The following is a 24,102-nucleotide window of genomic DNA, read 5'->3' as shown; positions in this document are numbered from 1 at the left end:
TGCATCAATATGTGGTACGCTTTTATTATGCAGTCAGCAAGACGCCAAGAATATAATAAAGCGATTACATTCCTTATCCTTTTATATCTACTTCAGCGAATCGCGGTATTCCTGAGGGGTCAGCAACGTTGCTTTTTTGAAAAAACGGGTGAAATAGGATGCCGAATCGTACCCGATCCGCATGCCGACCTCATGAATCTTAAGCGTGCTCTCGCCGAGCAGCCGCTTCGCTTTATCGATTCTCGTCCTCGCGGTGTAGTCGCTGATGTTATGGCCAGTCTTCTGTTTATACAATCTGGAGAGGTAAAAGGGCGTCAAGAAGACGTGCTCGGCCAGACGGTTCAGCGTCAGATCCCCTTCGATGTTCTTCTCCACGTACCGATGAATCTGCTCAACGACCTCGCTCGTCTCTTGCTCGTTTCCGCCATCCATGCGTTCAAACAACAAATCTGCCAGCTCGCGGAAAAAGTCGGAAGCTTCTCCCCATGATCGATGCTCTCGGATCGAGAACAACTTGCCCGAGATAGCCTGTCCTTCGACTGCGCCCAGCGCCTCGAACCGATTCAAATGCGGGATGAAGATCGCCGCGAGCTCGTAGAAAACCTCGAGCGGCAAACCTGACTCCAGCGTCTCCGACTCGCTTACGGCTTCCGAAATCCCGTCGAACAGCTGCTCGAATTTCGCCCGTTCCTTCTGCATCAAGTATTGGTCCAGCAGCCGGATTCGCTTGACCTTGCTTCGCGCTTCCTCATCTCCGCTTGACTTCGCCCGGTCGTCCGACAGCAACATCTGGCTGCCGAGTCCTAGCCCGCGGCCGAACAATTGCGACAGCCGCTCGTATTTGGAGGCGAGCGCGTCCCATTCGAACGGTTCGCTGGAGACAACGAACGAGCAAGCGAGCTTCAAGTAATTACTGCAAGCCGTTTGCACGGATTCGAGCATCCCAAGCAAGTAAGCGTGTAGGGCAGCTTCCGGATTGGAATCCGCGACGGAGCCTGCGTGCAGCTGGGGTTCACCGACAATCGCCTGACGATACCCCGACTCCGCCTTCGGCTGCAACAGCCAGATCAGTCGTTCGTGATCGCCTCTAAAGTACGTCAATTCGAATTCATGCGCGAAAAATTCATCGAAGATGTTATTGATCGAATAGGCGAACAGCACTTTATCGCCCCCCGTCGCATCCTCGCGCCATCGGTCGATCCGGCCAACGGCCATGACGACCGGTAATTCCGGGTCGAGCGGCACTTCGAACTGCGCGAAACGCTCTTTCCGTACGCCGAACGACGAGGCTTCCCCTTCAAGCAAACCGGTCAAATACTCCTTGCGCAGCGCCGGCAGGGCCAGCTTAAGCGACGAACGAGCGCTCTCGATCAGCCCTTCGTAGGTTACTTCCTCGGCAATGACGCGAATGGCCTTCTCGACCGAGGAGATGATTGGATCGTCTCCTTCCGTCTTCAGGACGTAATCGATCGCTCCCCCGCGAATCGATGACTGGATGTAGTCGAACTCGTTATAGCCGGTCAGAAAAATCGACTTGCAGCGCGGCCAGAGACGCAGCACCTCCTTCTGCAGCTCGATGCCGTTCATCTCCGGCATTTCGATATCCGTCAGAAGAATGTCGATGCGCAGCTTCCTCGCGATTGCAATCGCTTCCATGCCATCGAAAGCCTGATAGACCTCCAAAGGATACTCAGACTGCAAGATTAACTCACTTAAACCTTCGACGATGATCGGTTCATCGTCTACGATCAACAGACGGTACATGCTGTCACTCTCCTCTCTCGTCATTGGTTTCTAAGGGTTCCGTGGCTTTGCCCAAGGATTGGGGCATCGGCAGCCTCAGCGTCGCTTTCATGCCGCCCATTTCGCCGCGGGCGACGGAAACGCCGTACTCGCTGCCGAACCGTATGATCAAGCGTCGGTGAACGTTCAGCATGCCGGTGTACTCCATATCCGTTCCCTGATTTACTAGATTCGCTTCGATCGACTGTAGGTCGGCGTTCGTCAGCTTCTCTCCGTTATCCTCGACCGACATGAGTAATTTACCATCTTGTTCGATCATCGTCACGGCGATTCTGCCGTCCCTGCGCTTGGTTTCGAGCCCGTATTGGTACGCATTCTCGATGAATGGCTGCAGGATGAGCCGCGGTACGCGCATGTCGCCGCAACCTGCGGGCAGTTCACCGAATTCAACGGCAATGCGGCTCTTGGCGAAGCGAATATTCTGTATTTCCACATAGGTGCGAGAGTGTTTAATTTCCGCTTCGAGCGGCACATCATCGGAGCCGTTGCGAGTAATATACTGAAAGTATTCGCCGAGGTGCTGGCTGAACTGGATGACGCTGTCATTATCGTTCATCTTCGCCAAACGGTATAGAATAAAATAAGTGTTGTACAAGAAGTGCGGATTGATCTGCGACTGCAATTGCTTCAGCTCCGAAGTCTGGGCGCGCAGCTTCTGCTCGTACACTTCATGTATCAGCACCTTCAAGTTGTCCGTCATCATATTGAACCTTTGGAACAAGTAGAGGAACTCATCGCGTGTCTTCGGCAGCGGGATCGGCTCCAACATCCCCGCCTCCACCTTACGGAATCCGGTGATCATTCGATGCAGAGGCTTGCGAATGAGCTGATACAACCAGTAAGAGTAAGCGACGATAAAGACTAATGAGACGAACGACAGCAGCAATAGCAGCATTCGGTATTTGTCGATCGGTCCGAGCATTTCGGCCGACGGCACGTAGGCGATCAAGTAGTAGCCGAACGTAGTCGAACGCTTATAGGCGACAAAATAAGAACTGTTTCCCGCCGAGATTTGCTTATAGTCTTCTTCGACGCTGCCCTCGGGACGGTTTTTCAAATAATCCGAAAGTTCTTTCGTAAGCCCTTCGTCAGTTTGGTTGCCCAGGATCCAACCGTTCTCTGGATTGACCAGCATCGCTCCCGCATTCTTGTAGTCGGAGAAGTTCTGCAGTGACTGCTTCATCATCTCCTGGTTAATCTCGATCGAGAGCGCGAATGTTTCTTTCATATTCGGCAGATCGGAGCCGGGATAGGCGATCGCCATGAACAGCCTGTCTTTCCAGAAGTAATTCCCGACGCCTCGGAGTTTGGATACGGTAGCGACAGCCTCATATTCGGGATTAATCGTGTCGCTGATCGTTTCGTCGCTCGATATCGTTCGCTTCAGCGTCAGAATGTGAGCGCTCACGTTCTTGATATGAGGGCTTGAGTTCTTGATCAGCTGCAGCTTCTCCTGGATGCGCTGCACCGTTTCCGTCCATACTCCGATCGTCATCGTATTGCTGATAAATGTGGCGTGCTGGATATCTTTGTCAATCGCGTATTGCTGCAGCAGCCCCTTCATCAGTTCATTCTCGACCTCGAGCGAGTTAAGGTAGAAATCGACCTTCGACTTGAGCGATTTCGACAGTTCCTCGCGGACGCTCTTCTCGCCCAGCTGGTTCATTCCAAGACCGATGCCGTAGATCGGAGCGACCACTAGCAGGAAAGCAATGATCAACTTGGGAAATATCGTCATTCTTAATTGTCGTTTCCTGAAAATCTTCATTTCGAGCCGACCTTTGCGAATGTCAGCTTGTCCTCGCCGCACGAAGCGTCCTTATCCGACCAACTCCATTTGGCTTGCCACTTGCGATTCTCATCCATCACCGGTTTCTCCTCTCCGAAGTCGAGCAATCGTAATCCTACCTCCTAATTATAAAGCGCTTTCGACAGGAATACGACCCATAAATCTCCATTTTCTTACATGACAAAGGGGCTGCCCATTGGTCAGCCCCTACCGTTTATGACATTTATTTTCTTGTTAACAGAAATCCGATGATCTCATTCAGGTCATCATCGCTTATGCATAGAATCACTTTTCCGATAGGATCGGAAGTCAAAACCTTTGTCGTTTCTCCCTCATCGCCCTTATCGGTATGACGAAATTCAATAACAGCTTCAAAAGGTCCCTCAATGGTAAGCGTACCAGGCGCAAATGGGATACAGGCCAGCTTAGAGCCATGCAAGATATCCTCATCGTCTTGAGCGATAAGCGCCCAGTCTCCCGTGAATCGGATTCCAGACACTTGCGGAAAAGTCTTGTCGTCTCCTGACTGATGTTGCAACGCGAGAGCAGTTATCCTATCTTGCCCCGTATGCGACTCCACCCGTCCCCATGACCTGATGACCGGCTCGCGGCTCACATCTCCGAAATCGGCGTCTAGCCATAATGGCGTCCATCCGCTTCCGCGCCTGCGCCACTTGTCGAGCGCACGCCAGCGAAGCCGCTGCGAGGCGGTCATCGCCTTGCCGGTACGATCGGTAGCTCCGAGCGTCAAACCGTTAGTGCCGACTACGGCTGTGTTGAGCAAAATCCCCTCCAACGTGTCCCAATAATAGCCTGTCGACGTATTAATCAACATACCGCGGCGCGCCGCAAGTGCCGACCACATGCAGCGCTGATTGTGCCCGAGAGCCTCGTATTCAGCGCTGTCTCCGGCATCTCCCAGATCATCGATATTGATCACGTCGAAATAATCGTGAAGCAGCGGATGCAGTCCATAATAAATAATCGTGATATCCGGCTTTGCTTCCTTAGCCGCGTCCGTGATGATCTTGAGCAGTTCCGTGCAAAGTCGTTCTCCCCGGAATTCCGGTCGACGCGGTACGCTTACGTCCGGTCCCGGCAAGCCATAGCCGAAGTCCAACTTCAACGCTACGGGATTCAACCGGCTCACGATCGACCTGGTCCGTTCCGTTAGAAACGACCTGGTCCGCTCCGAACTGGGATCCAAGCAATAATGATAAGACTGGCCGTATATCGGATCGCCCGACCAGCGCCAGAGCCTCGGCTTCCCGTCCGCTCCGCAGAGCAAATCCCTATCGGTCAGACCGAATGCCTCAGGCTGGTCAATCCAGCCGATAGACTGCCATACCGCAATTTCGAAGCCTTCTTCCTGCATGTACGCTATATCTCGGTCAAACTCCGGAAACCGGGTATAGTCCGGAATTCCGCTGCTGTCGCAAGTCTCCCAAAATTCGTCGAGTACGATCATATCGGCAGGAGCCGACCCAGAAATTCGTTCTGTAATGGCCCTCAGATTAAACTGCCCTTCCTTAAAATCTCCCCATGTACATACAAACGATTTGGCATGAACAGGCGATTTAGGACCGTTGACCGGAAAGGTTTGATATAGCCGGTCGTAGGCATCGAATCCATTCACACCCCAGGTAAGTCTGAGCGGTTCGCTCCATTTTCGATTGTGCAGGTCAGGCGTTTCCCACAAATCCTCTCTGTATAAATACTGCATACATGCGGTGGCGGACTTTAACTGTAACGATAGCGCCGCATCAGGGATCTCTCCGGGTCCGAACGACATCCACCCGTCACCGCCTCCCATTGCCGCGGCATATAGCGGCCTCGGGTAAGCAGCCGCATAAGACGTACCCATCGCATCGCCAAAGCTGCCCAGAGGCAGCAGGGCATCGCCCATATCAAAAAAACGCCAATAGCTCCGCGTCGGATTCGTACCTGCGCAAGGCAGACAGTACCCTTCCGCCTTCCAGTTCGGCCAGAATGGCTTAGTCAACGATGGCGCGGCCCTGCGTTGCAAGTCCGTCATTCGTTTAGTTCCAAAATAGAGTGCTACGATAGAGGTCGGCTGATGCCATGCCACTTCAAGACCGGCAAAACGGAATCCCCATGCTTCGGCAATGACCTGAAGGGAGCCTCTTCCGAACTCTCCGAATTCAAGTGCGATCTCAAAGCGAGAATCCGAAAGCGCAGACACATTCGAGGCAATCGCATCCGTATAAGAGGTTAGCCCGTTTGCATCCGTCAACTCAAAAGAAGGAAGCAGACTTCCTTGCCACACAATGCGACCGTCCCGTTCAAGTACGGCCTGGTCCTTATCGGTTTTCCAACAAAACAACATCTGCTCTGCAGCGATTTGAACATCCGGTAATGGTTTCACCTTATCCTCCCATTTCATATCGCGTATTGGAGAAAGGCACCCGAGTGGGTGCCTCTCTCCTTGCTATGCGGTTCTCGGCATGCACGCAGTCTAATCTGGTTTGACGCAAGGCAACGTCCAGCTCGCGGCAGAGAGCCCCGGCGCCGATGCCTCAATGACAATCGCTCCCGGATCCCGCCCCGCCTGCACGACGGCGGCGGCGATTCCGCGGTAGGCAAGGCAGCTCGCGGAACGGTAGCTCTCGCTGCTCGTCGCGTCCGCCGAGTAAATGCCGAGCAGGCTGCCGCTGCCTTGTACCGTGACGGAAATCGAATGCGCGGCGTCAGGCACTAGGTGCCCTTCCTTATCGACGACTTGGATACGCAGCTCCGCGAAGTCCTTTCCGTCCGCGGTCATTCGTTCGGCGTCGCAACTCAGTTCCAGTGATACCGCGCCTCCTGCGGTGACCAGTTGGTCCTCGCATACGCGCTTCCCATCGCTTAGGCCGACTGCAACGAGCGTTCCGGGAACATAATCGACGTCCAGCTCAATCGCGCGGTAACTTTCCTTATCCTTCGCCAATACCCCGAGCGAGCGTCCGTTCAGGAACAGTTCCGCCTCGTCGCAGGTGGTGAAGACATATACCGTCTTGCGCTCGCCTTCGTGCCAGTTCCAATGGAACTGCGCATTCATGTAGGCTAACGCTTCACCGGCTGCGGGAACGGGTTGCTTGACGGCAAGCCGAACGAACGGCTCATCGCTCCAAATGCTTCGGCGGTAATGGTACTCTCCTCGCGCCGTGCCAACCGAATCGATGAGCCCGAACGCCCAGCCGCGGCGACCTCCTGCGAGTGCCGAGATATCGAACGTATTGCCCAAAGCGGAGTCTTCGCCGAGCACGTCGGCGCCTTCTCCCAAATAATCGATGCCGACCCACAAGAACTGACCGATGACGTAGCGATGCTGCATAATGCGCTTCCAGTGCTCCGGCTCGAATTCAGTCTCTGAACCGAGCAGCGCCAGGTCCGGACGCTCGGCGTGAAGGCGTTCGTAGTAAGCATCTCCTTCACGGCTGGCGACATAGTTATATCCCGGTACGTCCACCAAATCCATGATCCCTTCTCGCAAGCTCAGCAGATGATTGCCTTCCGCGCATACGGTAACGGGCCGGGTGTCGTCCTCCTCCTTGCAAATCTCGACCAATCTGCGCAAGATGGGGATTCCTTCGTCGAAATAGAGATCCGGAATCTCGTTGCCCACGCTCCACATGATGACGCTCGGATGGTTGCGGTCTCGCTTAACCATCGCCCGAAGGTCGGTCTCGTACCATTGTTCGAAGTAGAGTGAATACCCGTACGTGTTCTTGCCGTACGGCGAGTCCGAATAGCCGCGGTCCCAGCCTAACCGCCATTCGTCGAACGCTTCATCCATGACCATCATTCCGAGGAAATCGCATGTATGATAAAATTCCGCCGGGAACGGGTGATGCGACGTACGGACTGCGTTACATCCGGATTCCTTCAGCATGGACAGCCTGCTCGCCCAAGTACGCGTCTGAACCGCGCCGCCGAAAATCGCTGCATCCTGGTGCAAGCAGACGCCTTTGATTATCGTCTCCATTCCGTTCAGTTCGAAGCCCTCGGCGGAAAACGATAACGTACGAATGCCGAGCGGGGTTATCACGTCGTCCGCCGGCTCGTCCTCGACGAACAGCACGGAGCGGACCCGGTACAGGTTCGGCTGGTCCGGACTCCAAAGTTCGGGTTTGGGCACGCGCAGCCGCTGCTCGAACCGATGTTTGCCGAACTGCGGCACGTTCGTCTCCGCCTCGGCTACGGCCACCTCGCGACCTTCCGGATCAAGGATCGCCGTTCGCAGTCGGCCGTTTTTGCTGATTTCGTTATTGTCCTTCATTCCCTTCCCTTGCCAGACGAACGCGTTCCACTTCGTCTCGGGATAACGCCCTACGGAGATGTTCGTTGCGACTGAGATTGAGGCGCCTTCTGAGTCGATGGATTCCGTTCTAGCGACCACGCCCCATACGTCAATGTGCAAAGGCGCAGTGACGATTAACTGCACGCGGCGGAACAGCCCGTTTCCTAGATAGGATCTGCCGAACGGCTGCAGAGAAGCATCCAGTTTGACCGCAAGGACATTCTGCTCCCCCGCGGGACGAAGATAAGGCGTAAGATCATGCCAGAATGGCGTAAATGCATAGGGATGGGTTCCGAGGCAGTGACCGTTCACCCACACCTCGGCGTTCATCGCAGCTCCGTCGAACATCAGGTAACGTTTTCCGCCGGCATGCTGTTGCGGAGAAGCAAACGGCAATCGGTACCACAAGACGCCCGAGCGAACGTACCCGTTCGCCGGATAAGCGGCGTCGAAATCCGATTCCGCCGAATCATCGTGCGGAAGCTGCACCATTCGCCAAGCCGAGTCGTCATAGCCGGCTGCTTGCGCGCCCGGAACGTCTCCCGCGTGGAAGCGCCAATTTTCATCCAAAGATGCAATGCTGCGGTAATCGGTGCCTTCAAGCATCCGCTCCACATACGAGATGGTAGATTCGATTCTTCTATTTGCCATGTTCCAATGACTCCTTCGCACGGTCTCTCAAGCCTATTCTCGATACGCCAGGAAGCGATCTGCGCCATCCGCCAGCCAAACGTCCCCCGCCTGCCGGCCTGTTCCCGTATCGCGGATAAGATTATCCTTCAGTTCATTGTCGACGGAACCGGCATTCACGAGAAATCCGAATCCGTCGTTGTCCTCGATCACGTTGCGGAGCCACTTGTTGCGGTTCGCCCCGTTGGACGCGTTCTCCGGGCGAAAATAGACGCCGCCATTCCCGTTGCCGCGAATGACGTTGTCGGCGAACCGGTTGTCGGAGTCCTTATGTCCGATAGAGATGCCCGACACGGCGTTATGTTCCAGCACGTTGCGCTCGAACTCGCCGAACTGGACGCGCCAGCAGATGAACAGCCCCGCCGTGCCGTTGTCCATGCAAGTATTATCCTTGACGCGCGAGGAATGCGAGCCGGCGCCGGGATGCAGCCCCGATCCTGTGCAGCCGCGTACGTCGCAGTGCAGCACCGAGATATTCTCGGTAATCTGCCAACTAATGCCATCGCCATTGAAATCGCTCACGAAGACGCGCTCGATCATGCAGTCGCGCGCCTTCTTCAGATAGATCCCGCCTGCTCGGCAGCCACCGATCGGCTCGTTGGCCGTCTTGTTGCCATCGATCGCAAGGTCACGCACGCGGACCTGCTCGACGTCCACCGCTTCGATGATCGAGCAGGCGTTTGTCGCCATGCCACCGTCGTCCGCACGGTAATCGCGCTCAAGATGCCGATCGAAGCGCAGCACATTACCTTCCACTGCTGTAATGATTGCCGTGCTCTCGTCCCAGCCCCATTTCTGCGACTCGTCGAAAATTTGTAGTCCCATTCCGGCGCGGAAGCCGCTGGCGTCCGACACTTCCACGCGCAACTCCCCATAGTCGGCGTCGACGACGAAAGGGCTCTTGAAACCGTCCGTCTTACGCAGAATCGTCTCTGGACCGGCCCCGGCCAGCGTGACCCGATCCGTCAGGCGAATAGGTCCGTACACGTCATAAACGCCTTGATCCAACCGCACGATGCCTCCGCCCTGGCTGGTCGCTTCATCTACAGCCAACTGAATGGCCATCGACGTAAAGCCAGGATAGTCGCTTAGTGAACCTCCCGCACTCACTTCGATCGTGCAATTACGCAGCATTGGATCTCTCAGCCCCATCTCTCTCATCCTCTCGGTTTCTTCCTTGCGCACTCTCCCATATCGTCGCTTACCAGAATAACTCCTTATGTCCCCGCAGCTTCGCAAGCGCTTCTACGAAGAAATAATCGCCATAGATTAGAGATTCATCGACATAAACACCTCGCGAGTAGTAACCGGTTGCATGCCTCAGTAGGCCTTCATGCTCGTCGCCCCATTCCGCATAGCGGTTGCACAGCGACTGGACGATCCGCTCGGCTGATGTCTGGCACCAATCGGCGTCTTCGATTCCCATTCCTCCGTCCGCTTTCAGCAGCTCGGCCAGTTCCAACAGACCGGACGCCGCGATCGCCGCCGCGGATGAATCTCTCGGCATCGACTCCTGACCTGCTTCCGGCAGGAAGAAGTCCCAGTACGGGACGGCGTCTTCCGGCAACCGTGAGACAAAGAACCGAGCAACCCGCAGCGCGGCCTCACGATACCGGGCTTCGCCCGTGTACCGATAGCTGAGCGCGAAGCCGTATAGCGCCCAGGAAGCTCCGCGCGCCCAAGCGGAATCCGCCGCGTAGCCTTGCCCGGCCAGCGACTCGATCGGCGCCCCGGTCTCCGGATCGTAGCGGACAATATGGCAGACCGAATCGTCTGAACGAATAAAGTCGCGCAGAACGGAATCGGCATGCCGGATCGCGATGTGCTTGTACCGCGGATCCTTGATCTCGCCTCCGGCCCAGTGCAGCAGCGGCAAATTCATCAGACAATCAATGATCGCCCAGCCGGTATGATCCTCTTCGTCCCAATTCGGCCAGGCGCGGATGAACTCGCCCTGCGGATTGTACCGTCCGGCAAGAAGGTTAGCCGCGATGAGCGCATGCCGCTTGGCGTCCTCATCTCCCCCGCGTCCTGACGCTTCGGCCATTTTATGCTGGGCAACGCTGCTCAAGCTGAACATGAAGCCGACGTCATGATGCAGCAAGTCGTAGGTCTGCAGCGTCTCCGCGAGCTGCCGCTCGCACAGTTCGGCGACGCGTCGCAGCTCCTCATCTCCGTTCTCGCGGTACATAAGCCACAGCAACCCCGGCCAGAAGCCGGCGACCCAGTCGTGCACCGGCCCCCTGACGTAACGTCCGTGTGTCGTCCCGTTCGGAAAGGCGGCTCCAATCGTTCGGGCACTCCGGCCGATTTTTGCTTCCGCCTGGCTCCAAGCCTCATCCGCCCAACTTAAATCTCGCTCCAAGCCGTGGTGCAACTGATGCTCCATCTTGCTTCTACCTCCCGGCTAACCTATTGTTTCAATAACATGGCATTCCAGCCTTCCTTCCCTAACTGCAAGTTACACTGGCTTTGCCGTATGTAACTATTATAAAACCACTGAACAACCGAACCTTATAGTAATATTTATAGAATCGCTGTCTTTTCATAACCTCTTTACGGGTACTAGATGGTTCGACATCGAGAATGAACGCGATGCAACCGAATGAAACGTAACACGGGCTTGCGTATTCGCGGGACGAAACCTCCCGATGAACGCAAGCCCGCATTATTTATTCAGGTGAATGTTAACCTTTACGGTCTTGTCTGACTTGAAGTTTCGCCTTAGTAGAACACGATGTTGTCAAAGTACCCTTTGCCGCCGGCGGCAGTCGCGCCGACCTTTAACATCAGCTGTACACTTCCGGTAACATACGCATCGCAGAGACCGGAAGCTACAGAGACGTTGTCCAGATAGAGCGTAAAGTTCCATTTCGTGCCGTTGTGGGTAAACTCCACTTTGAAATGATGCCACGCATCTTTGGTATAGTACTTATTGCCCCAAGTGTTCCACGAACGCAGATTCAAATCACTGCCCTGCGCCGGGCCGTCGCTGTCATAGAACCTCGCGCTCCAACCGAGATAGAGAGCGTTTCCGGTGGTTACGCCGCTGCCCATAAAGTCATATTCCAGGGTGTAGCTAACATTCGGTTCCAGCGTAATCGCGGGGAATTGATACATACTATTGGCGTCAGTTTGAGTAATCTCAAGCGCTTTGCCGCCCACTCCGCCCGGAGCAGGGACAATCGCGCTGCCGGTGCCGGCCCATCCGGCAACCTCGCCAGGAGCGCTGTACGCGTCAAAATTTTCCACAAGCAGAGCAGTGTTAGCACTCTCAAAAGCAGCTGTTACGGTTACATTTCCGGCTGGCATTAATAATGTGAATTTGTTGCTGCCTGCAGGCGGTAACGCGACTTCCATGCCATATCCGCCTTGCGTGGCTGTAAGTGTTTTAAGTCTGAAGCCAGCCTCCGGCGCTATGGTCAGCGTGACGGTATCGCCCTCGGCCGAGGTTTCCTTGTCCGCAGTGACCGAGCCTCCGGTAATCACACCGGGTACCGTGACCGTGTACTCGACACCCGACTTATGACCTTGGTAGAGCTCGACGTTGTCAAAGTAGTTTTTACCGCCGGCCCCGCCGACTTTCAACATCAGCTGCTGATTGAGAGAAACCGCGCCGTTTACCTCGTTATCGTCTACGAGCACGCCATCCAGGAAGAGTTTTACTCTCCACTTCGCGCCGTTGTGCTTGAACTCCGCTTTGAAATGGTGCCACGCGTCTTTCGTATACGACTTTGCGATCCAGCTCTGCCACATGCGCAGTTGCAACTTGCTTAAATCGCTGCCGCCGTCGCTGTCATAGAATCTCTCGCTCCATCCGAGATAGAGAGCGTTCCCGGTGCTCGTGCCGCTGCCCATAAAGTCATATTCCAAGGTGTAATCGATCCCGGGCTCAAACGTGATCGCGGGAAATTGATACAAGCTGTTGCCGTCGGTTTGAGTGATCTCTAGCGCCTTGCCCCCCGCCCCGCCCGGAGCGGCGACAATCGCGCTGCCTGTGCCGGCCCATCCGACAACCTCACCAGGGGCGTTACGCGAATCATAGTTTTCTTCATACAGGATTGCGTATTGAACTTCAAGCTCCTCGAACGCGGCCGTTACGACGACGTCTTCATCGGGCATGAGGAGTACGTGGCTGCCGCTGGCTATCGTCTGCTCCACGCCGTTAATCTTGAGCCAAGACAGCGTATAGCCGTCGTCCGGGGCGATGGTCATGGTGAACGTTTCGCCTTCGGTAGCCGTTGCCTTGCCCGCGGTGACCGAACCTCCGGCGATCTCACCTGGTACCGTGATGCTGTGCGGCGTCTTCACGACCTCTTCTTGACCCCGGTAGAGGAAGAAGTTGTCATAGTACGCTTTACCGCCTTCATCGCTAAGGTAGCCGTTCTTCAATTTCACCGTTTGGCTCCCGGTAGCGGTAGCACTAGCGACGGGTCCGTTAGCCATAAGGATATTGTCGATGTAGAGCGTGAACGACCATTTCACGCCGTCATGTCTGAACTGCAATTTGAAATGGTGCCACTCGTTCTGGGTATAAGTCTTCGCGCTCCAGGTGCTAGCCGAACGTACATTCATCATGCCGTCCACCGGGGCATCGCCGTCGAATAGCCTTTGGCTGTCGTTCAAATAAAAACTGGTTCCGTCGATTCCGCCGTCACCTCTAAAGTCATACTCAAGGGTATAGTTGACGCCAGATTCAAAAGAGATCCCGGGGAGTTGATACAGGTTATTGCCGGCGCCCTGCGTAATTTCAACCGCCTTGTCGCCTTCGTCACCTAGTGGACGGACGACAATCGCTGCTCTGTCGCCGGCCCATGCTCCTCCGCCGACATTGACTCTGGCGTCGAAGTTCTCGTCATACAAGACAGCGTATTCATCGTTGGCCTCTATCTCGACGAACGAAACCGTCACGGTGACGTCCTCGCCTGGCATGGCGAACAGGTAATTATTATTGCCGAGACTGGTCAGGCCAGCTGCACTGCCGTTGACCTTGAGCGAGCCAAGCTGCAGCTGGTATTCGGGGTTCGGAGCAACAGTGAGGGTGACCAGCTCGCCCTCTATCGCCTGAGCTTTGTTAGATGTGATGTTTCCGTTTGCCATCTGACCGATCGAAACGTTGTGCGCCGAAGGCTCCGGATTATCACCCGTGTTCACCATGACGAACACCGGCTTTTCGGTGACTCTTACGGTCAACTTTCCGTCAGATAGCTGAGACTTGATGGAAGTAGTGGAACCAGTCTCACTATTGCGCACCAGCTCGACCAGCGTAACGTCCTCGATATCCGCTAGAGGTATTTCGGACAGATCAAGCTCATAATCGACATAGTTGCCGTCAACATCCCCCTTGGAAGTGCCCAGCCAGAGCGCGTAGCCCTTGCTGTTATTCATGTCTTCCTCGTCTTTCCCGGCGTTCTCGTCCTCGAAGCCGAACTGAAGGACGTTCAACGCGTTTTCGGGCGTCGTATTGTTATTGGTGAAGGCATTGCCCGCTGTATCCCACGCTTCTACTTTCTTTGTATAGGCGGGGGTCTCCACTTCCTTCTCGAAGCGCATATCACCTAACCAGTTACGCATGGCCGTTACATAGTACCATGCGGGTTTCTTGGCGTTCGGACCCTCGCCCAGCACGTCTTGAGTATCCAGATACCCGCTGGTATTGAATTTACCGGCGGTACCCGTTCCTGAACCGCGCAGCATGAACTGCTGGGCACGATCCACGCCCCAAGACGACAGGAGCAGGAATTCCCTAACCATCCAGCGGCCTTGAATCTCAAAACCGCCGACTACGTTTTGCAAGGTTTCCGGATTGTTCCTGCCTGGGAAGCTCGGATAAAGATCCGGATTCAATTCGAGTTCGGCATTGACGCCGGGATAATAAGATTGATTCGCTTTGGCGGTGGTCGCCGTTCCTTGAGCGCTGTCCCAGCCCAGCTCGGAAAGCCACACCTCGGCGTTAGGATAATACAAAGCACGAAGATTCATGACCCATTTCATGCCGTACTCAAGAGGAACGTCTTGGTTCCACGTCTGGTTGGTCCACTGGTCTTCCTCCGGCGCCACACCGCCGATCGCCCTGCCGTTCGCGACGTCTTTGGAGTCAGGGGTGTAGTGGTGGACGTTTAGTACGTCTACCGGGAACTGCTCGAACCTGTATAGGAAGTTTGCCGGTTCCTCGGGATTTTCCTCTCCCAACAGGGCTTGCTCTCTGGTGTAGGCTTTATTCTTCTCGGTATCGTGTTTCCTGAAGTACGAACTCCCCTCGGAGAAATAGTTGATATCCAGGTAATCGTCCGCGGTTCTGTAGGTCAGGAACCACTCTGTCATCTCTTCCAAGAACTTGAGGTCGAGGCCGCCTACGCCTGCTATGGACAGCTTGGCGTTCGGGTCGGCATTCTTGATGCCCACGCCGGAGTAAGGCTTGCCGGTGGCTTCCTCAGTGTAGATGTAATTCCCGCTCCGGGATTTAACATCAATATCCGTATCGTGTATCCACGCCTTCATAGAGTTCATGTGGCCGTCGTAGTCCGCGCTGGTCATGGCCGCGAACTCATAGCCGCTCACGCCCTTAAGGTTTAATTCATTGCCGTTCTCATAAGTCTCGATCAGGTTTAACCCGATTTCCTTGGAGGTGCCGGGGGCGACGTGCACCAGATCCGGATCGATGGTGCCACCTTCCTCCGTGCTCTTAGCACTTCCATATCTAGCCACATGCTGCCATAAGCTCATGGCGTGGCCCAGATAGGAATTGGGATTTTCTACGTCCCCATCGCCCTGATAATTGGGCATGTTGTACGCGGGATCCGTTCTATCGGCGTCTCCCACATGCAGATTCTGCAGGCACAGATATACCAAAGCGCCGGCGGCCTTCATGTTTCTGTAGAAAGCGTCAAAAGCTCCCCAGGTGTTGACAAACGCCACCAGCGGCTTCTCCGGATCGTCGATCAAACGCGGATCGTTGTCGCCGGCGCCTAAGTCGTTTCCGACCATGTATTCCGTCCAAGCCCAAGTGTGGTATTCTCTTGTCGTTCCGCTGACCGGGACGACGTTGCCACCAAGGTCGGGGTCATTAAAGAAGCTGTTGGTGCCGACAGACGTACCGAAGTCAATATTAAAATCGGGCACTGTCTGAGGTTCTTTTTCCCAGTCTACTGGGACTATTTCCCTCTTCCCGGTATCCGCGATCAGCGGCTCAAGCGGCAGGCCGAGAATAACGAACTCGGAAAGGTTGACGTCGCGGTCGACCGTAATGATAACGTCCGCGAAGTTAACGTATTTGTACGTACCGCCGCTCAGCTTTTCGATTTTGAGTTTCGTGGCGTTCTTTATCTCATTGTAGTTGTAGCCGCCGCCGAAGCTGGCGGGGTTGGCGAGGTCCATTCGGACCCAGCTGTCGTCGTTGTTCATCGCGTAGGTGAATAGCTCCACATAATGGTCATCCACATAGGCGGACACCTTGACAGAACCCCCGGCGACCTGCCACTCGCTCGGCTGGTCCGCTATGGCGTCTGATGTGGCGCCGTACTCCGCGCCGTCAAAGAACCACATCTCCTGAAGCGTATGCTTCTGATTGAGTGTGATCTCTAGCTTGTTGCTGCCGCCCTCGCCCGTTCTCCATACGCTGTCGTTAGTTGGAAGCGCTTTCTCTTCGTCGCTGAGCACGGGCTTGTAGCCAGCTGGACTCGCTGCGCTGATCTGCTCAAATGTCGTGAAGTCCTTGTATTTCTCGTATCCGTCGAACAGCAGGTAAGGTGATCCGTCGCCCTCAGCCTTGCCGTCGTTGCCCAGCCAAGACCTCTGCACCGCCGCCACCTTGCTGCGGGTGATTGGCTTGCCGACCATGACAAAGCTCGAAAGATTCACGTCGGTGTCGAAGTTTCTGTATACGTCAGCGCCTTCCCACCAGTGGTATTTATCCTCGCTCACCTTTTCGATTTTGATTTTCGAGACTCTCTTAATTTCCTCGTAGGTTAGGTTGGTATGGTTGGCGAAATTGCTGAGATCGCTGAGGTCTACCTGCACCCAGCTGTCATCGTTGTTCATATCATAGGAGAACAGGAGCTCGTACCTCTCCGCGTCTTCCAGATAACCGTACACATTGATAGACCCGCCGATGACCTCCCACTTGCTGCCCACGCCTTGAGGATCGTTCGGGACGTCGGGAACAGGGTTGTCCGGATCCGTAAAGTTCCAATAAGCCGAGGGGCGGTACTCTCCGCCGTCAAAGAACCATATCTCCTCGAGATCATGTCGCTGTTTAAGCTCAATCTCAAGGACTCTGTTCGTGTCCCATGCTCCTCCTGCTCCCGATCTCCAGACCTTGTCGGTATTGCCGTTCGGGATCAGCTTGTCCGCTTGGCTAAGTATGGGCCAGAAACCGGACGGACTCGCTGCGCTGATCTGCTCAAACGTCGTGAAGTCCTTATAAGAGTCGTAACCGCGGAACAGCAGATACGGGTTGCCGGGTGTTGTATCCTCACCTTTTGTGCCCAGCCAGGATTTTTCCACGCCGACGACCTCCGTGTCGCCTATGGTGATCCATCCGTCGTCAGTGACTGCATTCGCCACTATAATGGTCAGTGGTCCGGACTGGGAGATCAGGCCGCCTTTTTTGTCCTTCGCTTTGCCTATAAGCGTGTATTCTCCCGGCTCGTTATAGGTGGCAATAAAAGTAAAGGTTTGATACTTGTCTTTCTTGATCTGTTTGATGTCCCAGGTATGCTCTCCCGCGACAATGCTTATATTGTTGTAGGTACCTTTGCTGCCGTTATTGGAGGCGGTGACCGTATAGGTTACCGTATCGCCCGGTTCCACGGTTGATTTATCCGCAGTCACGGACACGTCGATCCCTGCCGCAGTGCCCGCATTAGCCGAGATTGGGATGCTCGTCAACAGCATGATTGCAATAATCATAATTGCCACTAGCCTTCGTTTCATCAATTTTCCCCCTTATACAAATGGTGGTCCCAAGTGTTGTCGGGCAAAGCGCCCTTCTTTCGTTGACTCTGCGTAAATAGACCGGGCTAACTATTCTGGGATAAGTGGTTACATACTCAGCGATCTTGAAAACAACGTACTTGTTCCAAGTTCATGTACTGTAGATCCCGGCCGGAAATCTTCGAATATCCCTCCTTCCTGTTTGTAATGGGGCTTACTGCGATAATTAATGCTGGCCACGCTCACTTTCGCTGACGAGCCCGGTGCGTATAAGGTAACACATTCTATTGGTGGTATATATTGTATTTCACTGCCTTTCGTTTACTTTTAATAGCTTTACGAGAATTAGAGATACACATCTGCGGTCTGATTTTATATAAAGGCTATATTATTTCCTAATGTTGATCATTGAATATTCCAAGCAAATTCGGTTATCCAGATCCAGTGGTGTATATAGAAGTTTTAATCAACTTCCTCCTTGAGTTGTACAAACTACACGACAAACCGAAGCCTTACGAGAAAAAGATAGATTTACGTGTATAAAATGCATTTGAAATACGGATAACCTGCTATATTCACTCTAAAGAAACGTATGAATTGTACGAAGTACACGTCATATGCCATTTGAGACTAGAAAGTAGCGAATGTGTTGTACTCCTTACACGTCATTATTTGGGCAGATAGAGAGCAATGTCTCAAAAACAAAAAAATCGAATCGCTAAGATCGCTTGAAAACCTAAGTTCTTCAGTCGCCACTTTTACTAAGGTGGTTTTCTTTTGGTTCATTATCAACATTAGAATTTAACATAGTCATAAAAAAAAGAAGCCGGCGTTTGCCGACTTCTCCATGATAATGCCATTACAGTTCTGAAATTCCTATCTGATCTTTGCCCTTGAATCACGCTTCGCTCGGATACTTAAGTCCCCATGGCTCACGGATCCGGTCAAGCGTCTCCATAATGCGCACAGTCTCGTCGACAGTCAAGGCTTCGCTCTCCTTGCGGCCCTCGCGCAGGCACTCCATCGCCTCGATCGCTTGATAGAAGTGGCCGGACGGTTCGAGCTCTTGCTTGAAGACGACCGGCTCCTCGCCGTTCACATGCAGCGTCGCGGCCTTGGCAAATAGGAATCTCGGAATTTCAATCCGCCCCTTCGTGCCATAGATGACAGCCTCGTTGGTCATGGAGAGTCGTACCGAGCTGTGCAGGCTGGCGGTGCGGCCGCCGCCGTATTCGAACAGCAGCGAGAACTGCTCATCCACGCCTGTCTCGCCAATCAGGACGGAGCTCGAGATCTTGGAAGGTTGCTCTCCGCCGTACACCATCGACGCGAACGAAACCGGATAAATTCCGGCGTCGAGCAGTGTGCCGCCGCCCTTTTCCTTGTTCAGCAGCCGCCCTTCGGGATTCCAGCCTGCGTCAAAGCCGAACTCGGCCTTCACGATGCGCACGTCGCCGATTGCGCCGCTGTCCAGCCACTCCCGCACCTTGACGATCGTAGGTAGATACCGCGTCCACATCGCTTCCATTAGGAATAGACCCTTCTGCTGCGCCAGGTTCGCAATCTCCCTAGCCTCGGCAGCGTTGATCGTGAACGGCTTCTCGCAGAGCACGGACTTGCCTCCGCGCAGCAGCGTCAGTGCATTCTCTTTGTGGATCGGATGAAGCGTGCCAACGTAGACGATCTCGACGTCTGGATCAGCCGCGAGCTCCTCGCAGCTGCCATAAGCGCGCTGGATGCCGAATTTCTCGGCGAATGCTTGCGCCTTGTCGAGCGAGCGTCCCGCGACGGCGACGAGCTCTGCGCCTGGTGCGTGCGGTAACTCCGTAGCGAAGTTGTCCGAGATGCCTCCCGGACCCATAATGCCCCATTTCACAATCCGTTGTTCTGCCATGAGTAAAGTCCCCTTTTCCTCTCAGATAACTCCACCTTAACCGATTCGATGACGATTGCAAAGCGTTTCGGTCAAGTTAACGCACATATTCATTGTTGATATCCTTGAACAGTTGTGTCCCGATAGTTGAACTCAGCTATATGCTATTATATAAATAATCAGATTTAGACGAATTCGAAACGAGGTGAATCCCTTGCCGAAGAAGCAAACCCGCTCATCGGAACAGCACCACCATATTCGCATACCCCGTTCCGCTTCTTCCGTGGCGGTGGTTATCATCGGGCTACTGCTTAGTCTCATCTCCGAGAAATTAAACGTAATCCCGAGTTGGATCGTGATTCTTATCCTCTCTATGCTGCTTGTACCGATGACCGTCAGTGTCCTGAGAGGTCATCATGCGTGGACACGGATACTTGGGCTAGGTTTAGCTGGCATGATTACATTGGGACTGGTTACCAGTTTGGTGTTTCTGCTATATGCTTTGTTTAATCATAGTACTACCGCGGCTGATCTGATCGGCAGCGCCGCTTTGCTATGGATATGCAACATTGGCGTATTCGCCGTCTGGTATTGGGAAATCGACCGTGGCGGTCCGGTGAAGAGGCACAGTGGAAATAGCGAACGTCCTGATTTTTTATTCCCGCAGATGACCTTTGAAATCACAGGATGGACGGCATGGATCCCCATGTTTCTGGACTACTTATATCTCGCTTTTAACACGAACACCGCATTCAGTCCGACGGATACGATGGTTTTGTCGAGTAGAGCCAAACTCCTAATGATGGTCCAATCCTGCATTTCATTAGTAATTGTCGCTGTATTGGCAGCGCGGGCGATTAACATCGCATAAGCCGTGCAGATTGATGCACAACGGTCCGTAAAAGTAACGAAGCCGCCTTCGTGCTGGCAGCTTCGTCATAGGTCATATTCTGTTCGCTTGTTGCAAAAAAAGTTTGTAGGATTTCAAAAAAAACAACTCGTTTTGGCGAGTTCACATGGTTGCTAAATTATCACCGACAAATTCTTCATTAAGCTCTGTTCAAAAACAAATGAATATGTTCGGCAAATAAATCTGCGTATTGGAACAAAAACCCATGACCTGAATCCGGATAAATAATCAATTGTGCATTCGGGATGCGTTGGGAAACAAGATAAGAATTGATAGTCGGAATCATGATGTCATGACTTCCATTAGCTACAAGCACGGGCTGCTTAATCTCCCCGAGTCTGTCAAAAGTCGAATCCTTCCCCCATGCCACAGATGATTTTATCTGCGCTTGAACCGACTCAGCCTTAACTAGTGGCGCACGGTCGTCTTGTCTTCGATTAGCGAGCCGGTCTAGGTACTGTAATCCTGACGCTCTGCTTGTTTCCGTAGGTTCGAAGAACAAGTAAAGGAAATCTTCCGGCTCGTTCACCGGCTTAAAAGCAACTTTGAATACTTCAGGCTTGCCAGATTGCGTACCTTCCCCGGTCCCGCCGCCTGTACCTGCCAAGATTAAACGACGGATCAAATCAGGGTGAGCCACTGTCACTACCTGCGCAATGTAACCCCCCATAGAGAAACCGATGAGATCCACTTGTTTAAGACCCAGCGCTTCAATAAAAGTGATTGCATATTCCCCTGTTTCAAAGAATGATTCTGCAACTTCTCCCGATGTCAATCCGATCCCCGCACTATCAAAGAGGATGACCGTACGTTCTTCCGCCAAAGCATTTACGAGGGCCGGGTCCCAGTCATCCATCGTACCTCTAAAACGTTGGCAGAACACGAGCGGCACTTCGGATGGTTTGCCGAATGTCCGGTATGCGAATCGAATTCCTTTCGCATCAATAAACGATGTTTCCACTGTTTCTGCTGATACTTCTATGGCATTCATGGTATCTTCTCCACTCTAGGTTTTGATCAAATGATGCCCTCTTAACCTATTACCTATACGAATGTTGTTTCAGGTATTTCAAAAATACAACCCAAAATGGCAGCCGCTATATACCGGCTGCCATTTTGGGCTGCATTAACTTTATACTGCCGTTAAAAAGTATTGTATATATTCTCACACTCTTGCCCGGTCGGTTCATAAAAACAGTGCTTCTTCCATCGTCCTGCGAACGGCTGATTATACCAAGTTGGCGGACAGGGTCCTGGATTGTCGAACGAACCTGGACGGAAATACCACAGTGAGAATTTGCCCGGCCAATTTCGTTCCCCATTCACAGCCCGTTGTGCCAGACGACGTTCCCTCTCTCTTGCGCCTTGATAGTACAAACCATGCTGCAGCGCCTCGAAGGCATGCGCTTGGTTGATCATTTGGGGAATTGTTCGGAGATCTTTAAAATCGGAGCAATTCGCTCGTATACGGTTAATGCCAACATTTCCAACAAGGAGCATGCCCATCTCGCCTTCGGTCTCAGCTTCAGCTCGAAGCAACCTTGCCAGCATATCAATGTCCTGCTTCCTGGCTTTTACGACTCCCATCGGCTCACCTCTTTAGATTTCTAGACTCATCATATTGTAGGTGAAGCGGATGTGTTACAGTCTACAAGAAAGGACCATCCTGAACGGGATGGCCCTTTCTATCCATACGTGCTGCCGTACGGAGTTTAATTAACAGGTATGATGAACGAACCTAACCTCCGGTTTCCTTCGTCCTCGATCCGATCAAATAACCGATAATCGTCGATTCGACCGGAAGTACCACTAGCGTCCACATTTCCTTCAAGCCGAAGTCGGGCGAACGATATTGGTCAGGGATTAGCGTATAAACCAGGGCGATGAGAAGTACACCGAGCGTGATCGTACCGACGATATACAGGCGCACATTTTCGCCTGAACCGAAGAATTTCCCAAGGAATCCAAGCTCCGCCTTGCGCTTATCATTCTCCGCGTTCGCCGCGATGATCTTACTGGCTACCCGCGGATCTTGAATTTCGAGTTTGTTCATGCCGGCCCAACCCCCTCGCCCGAGAAGAACGTGAAGGCCAGTGCCCAGGACGTCGTATCGTAATTAATGGTCACTTCGTAACGCAACGATAGCTTCCGGTTGTTCAACACGCCGAGCTGGATCATATCTTGATTGCCGATCGGCTTCCCCCTCGGAAAATTCACGCAGGCAATGCGAACTTCATTGTAACGGACCAGCCTGATATCCGTCATGAAGTCATCTCGTTCCGATTCCGTTTCAATGCAGAACACGAAGGTCAGCGGATCATTCTCTTCCGACAACACAATTTCGATCGGATTCATATCGTAAGCGAGTACTCGGCCATAATACACGGCTTCGAATCCGCCGGACGTTATTCTCATCGTTATCCCTCCGCAGCGATTAGTCATCGTACAAGCTTATTATTACAGTGTACGAGCATGCGCGAGAGTTCATGACTATCCATCCATGATCAATTCCCCTCCATGCCAAAAAAGCTTGATTTCTCAAGCTTTAATCGATGAATGGAAGTTCTACTCTTCCCATCTGGAATGTAGGACACTATGGCAGAAATTAGGTCGCTTATATCCCGGAAGAAGCATTTCGCAAACGTCGGCATTAATGGTGCCATACGTCGTTTCCGGCTTGTGTTTGAAGCCCTCAATAAAGGCATGCAATATCTGGTGCTTGAAATTGTTCCGTGGAAAAGCATCAACGACTTGCTGCCGCATTTCGGTTGAAATTAGATCGAAGTTCTTCCCCACCACATCATATCCGACGCCAAAATTCATAAGGGCCGCTTCCGCTTCCTTATATTCCACGATTCCAATGGTAGTATGAAGAGCAACCGCATCCCACACCAGTCGAATGTAATCTTCCGGCAAACCGCGACTTCTAAGGAAATCACGGGCTGCATTTGCCCCATCAACCTCAAACCGCTTGTCATCGCTTCGAAATGCGGGGGTGAGACCAATATCATGGAATAGTGAACTGATATATAACAATTCAGGATCGTATTTAATCTGTTTCTGGTTCCCATTCATCGCTGCAAACAGAAATACTCGGTTCGAATGATTCCACAGGAGATCATCGCCATGCTCACGCAATAATTCTGCTGCTTCAACGGCCAGCTTACTATCGGGTATCTTAATGTCTGCGATATAATTCGACATCTGCAATTACTCCTTTAATTCTATTTCGCGTCGTATCGGAATTGCTCCCATGAACCATACGAATAATTGCAAGGCTACGTAGCCAAGCAAGCCGCCGCTTGCATTTAGAATGAGATCATCGACATCAAACCGTCCGATTGCGAACAAGATCTGTGCGCTCTCCAAGCATAAGCTTAAACCGAATGATTTCAAGATAGCGCCGGAGACTGTTGAGCCTTTGCTTAGGGACATCAAACCGATAAAAAACCCGAATGGAATGAAGATCACGATATTCCCATACAAGTTCATAAGACTATGACTCGATTGTACATGAATTGCTGTGGCGATTTCCTTAAAGGGAATCAAATTCCCGCTCTTCAAACGATCGCTTAAATGGGCAGGGTTTGTTAAACTCTCTTTCAGCTGCGTCCCAAGCCATGTCACGTCGATTGAGCCGAACTTAAACAAAATGATTTTGATTAAAGCATACATATATAAAACAAACAGCCCGTGAATGATCAAATTAGTCCCGATCTTTTTATCCATTTCCCATCCTCCTTATCATTCACTAATGATAAGGAAAAGTTATTAAATAGGAGCGAGGGTAATCATAAAATTAT

General features: G+C 52.9%; 16 protein-coding genes. 1 reads left to right on the top strand and 15 read right to left on the bottom strand.

The genetic code is table 11. The features are described 5' to 3' along the window. Positions 1-87: 87 nt before the first annotated feature. From AC0YN4_RS02460 to AC0YN4_RS02420, 9 genes are all read right to left on the bottom strand, one after another. Complete coding sequence (locus AC0YN4_RS02460; protein ID WP_475835030.1) at positions 88-1,764, bottom strand: response regulator; 1,677 nt, start codon at positions 1,762-1,764, stop codon at positions 88-90. A 4-nt stretch (positions 1,765-1,768) separates the two neighbouring features. Next, complete coding sequence (locus AC0YN4_RS02455) at positions 1,769-3,541, bottom strand: sensor histidine kinase (protein ID WP_475835029.1); 1,773 nt, start codon at positions 3,539-3,541, stop codon at positions 1,769-1,771. Positions 3,542-3,567: 26 nt separating this feature from the next. Further along, the gene (locus AC0YN4_RS02450) at positions 3,568-3,699 is read right to left on the bottom strand and encodes a hypothetical protein (RefSeq protein WP_475835028.1); all 132 of its coding nucleotides are present in this window, start codon (positions 3,697-3,699) and stop codon (positions 3,568-3,570) included. 116 nt (positions 3,700-3,815) lie between these two features. Beyond that, positions 3,816-5,978, bottom strand: coding sequence for a hypothetical protein (locus tag AC0YN4_RS02445; RefSeq protein ID WP_475835027.1), 2,163 nt, complete (start codon positions 5,976-5,978; stop codon positions 3,816-3,818). Between the two features lie 90 nt (positions 5,979-6,068). Next, a complete protein-coding gene (locus AC0YN4_RS02440) occupies positions 6,069-8,543 on the bottom strand; it encodes a glycoside hydrolase family 2 TIM barrel-domain containing protein (protein WP_475835026.1) in 2,475 nt (824 codons plus the stop codon). 33 nt (positions 8,544-8,576) lie between these two features. Then, a complete protein-coding gene (locus tag AC0YN4_RS02435) occupies positions 8,577-9,716 on the bottom strand; it encodes a right-handed parallel beta-helix repeat-containing protein (protein WP_475835025.1) in 1,140 nt (379 codons plus the stop codon). A 67-nt stretch (positions 9,717-9,783) separates the two neighbouring features. Then, positions 9,784-10,971, bottom strand: a complete 1,188-nt coding sequence (locus AC0YN4_RS02430; protein WP_475835024.1) for a glycoside hydrolase family 88 protein — start codon at positions 10,969-10,971, stop codon at positions 9,784-9,786. Positions 10,972-11,306: 335 nt separating this feature from the next. Then, positions 11,307-17,492, bottom strand: coding sequence for an InlB B-repeat-containing protein (locus AC0YN4_RS02425; RefSeq protein ID WP_475835023.1), 6,186 nt, complete (start codon positions 17,490-17,492; stop codon positions 11,307-11,309). Positions 17,493-18,414: 922 nt separating this feature from the next. Next, a complete protein-coding gene (locus AC0YN4_RS02420) occupies positions 18,415-19,410 on the bottom strand; it encodes a Gfo/Idh/MocA family protein (protein ID WP_475835022.1) in 996 nt (331 codons plus the stop codon). Between the two features lie 193 nt (positions 19,411-19,603). Here AC0YN4_RS02420 and AC0YN4_RS02415 point away from each other — a divergent pair, with 193 nt between their 5' ends. Further along, positions 19,604-20,260, top strand: a complete 657-nt coding sequence (locus AC0YN4_RS02415) for a DUF1345 domain-containing protein (RefSeq protein ID WP_475780865.1) — start codon at positions 19,604-19,606, stop codon at positions 20,258-20,260. A 178-nt stretch (positions 20,261-20,438) separates the two neighbouring features. On the opposite strand, the gene AC0YN4_RS02410 is transcribed toward AC0YN4_RS02415, so the two are convergent. From AC0YN4_RS02410 to AC0YN4_RS02385, 6 genes are all read right to left on the bottom strand, one after another. After that, positions 20,439-21,290 carry an alpha/beta fold hydrolase gene (locus AC0YN4_RS02410; RefSeq protein ID WP_475835021.1) on the bottom strand — a complete coding sequence of 284 codons (852 nt, stop codon included), beginning with the start codon at positions 21,288-21,290 and terminating at the stop codon, positions 20,439-20,441. 152 nt (positions 21,291-21,442) lie between these two features. Then, positions 21,443-21,886, bottom strand: coding sequence for a cell wall hydrolase (locus AC0YN4_RS02405; RefSeq protein WP_475780863.1), 444 nt, complete (start codon positions 21,884-21,886; stop codon positions 21,443-21,445). Positions 21,887-22,037: 151 nt separating this feature from the next. Further along, complete coding sequence (locus AC0YN4_RS02400; protein WP_090975354.1) at positions 22,038-22,352, bottom strand: hypothetical protein; 315 nt, start codon at positions 22,350-22,352, stop codon at positions 22,038-22,040. Further along, positions 22,349-22,714 (bottom strand): DUF6864 domain-containing function, encoded by a 366-nt coding sequence (locus tag AC0YN4_RS02395; RefSeq protein WP_475780862.1) that lies wholly within the window; start codon positions 22,712-22,714, stop codon positions 22,349-22,351. Before AC0YN4_RS02395 ends, AC0YN4_RS02400 begins: the two co-directional genes overlap by 4 nt. A 150-nt stretch (positions 22,715-22,864) precedes the next feature. Next, the gene (locus tag AC0YN4_RS02390) at positions 22,865-23,503 is read right to left on the bottom strand and encodes an HD domain-containing protein (protein ID WP_475835020.1); all 639 of its coding nucleotides are present in this window, start codon (positions 23,501-23,503) and stop codon (positions 22,865-22,867) included. Between the two features lie 6 nt (positions 23,504-23,509). After that, positions 23,510-24,028 carry a VanZ family protein gene (locus AC0YN4_RS02385; protein ID WP_475835019.1) on the bottom strand — a complete coding sequence of 173 codons (519 nt, stop codon included), beginning with the start codon at positions 24,026-24,028 and terminating at the stop codon, positions 23,510-23,512. Between the last annotated feature and the right edge of the window lie 74 nt (positions 24,029-24,102).

The organism is Paenibacillus sp. J22R3 (genome assembly GCF_056269305.1).
Note: the sequence above shows the minus strand (reverse complement) of the source record. Positions and strands in the feature narration are given on the sequence as shown.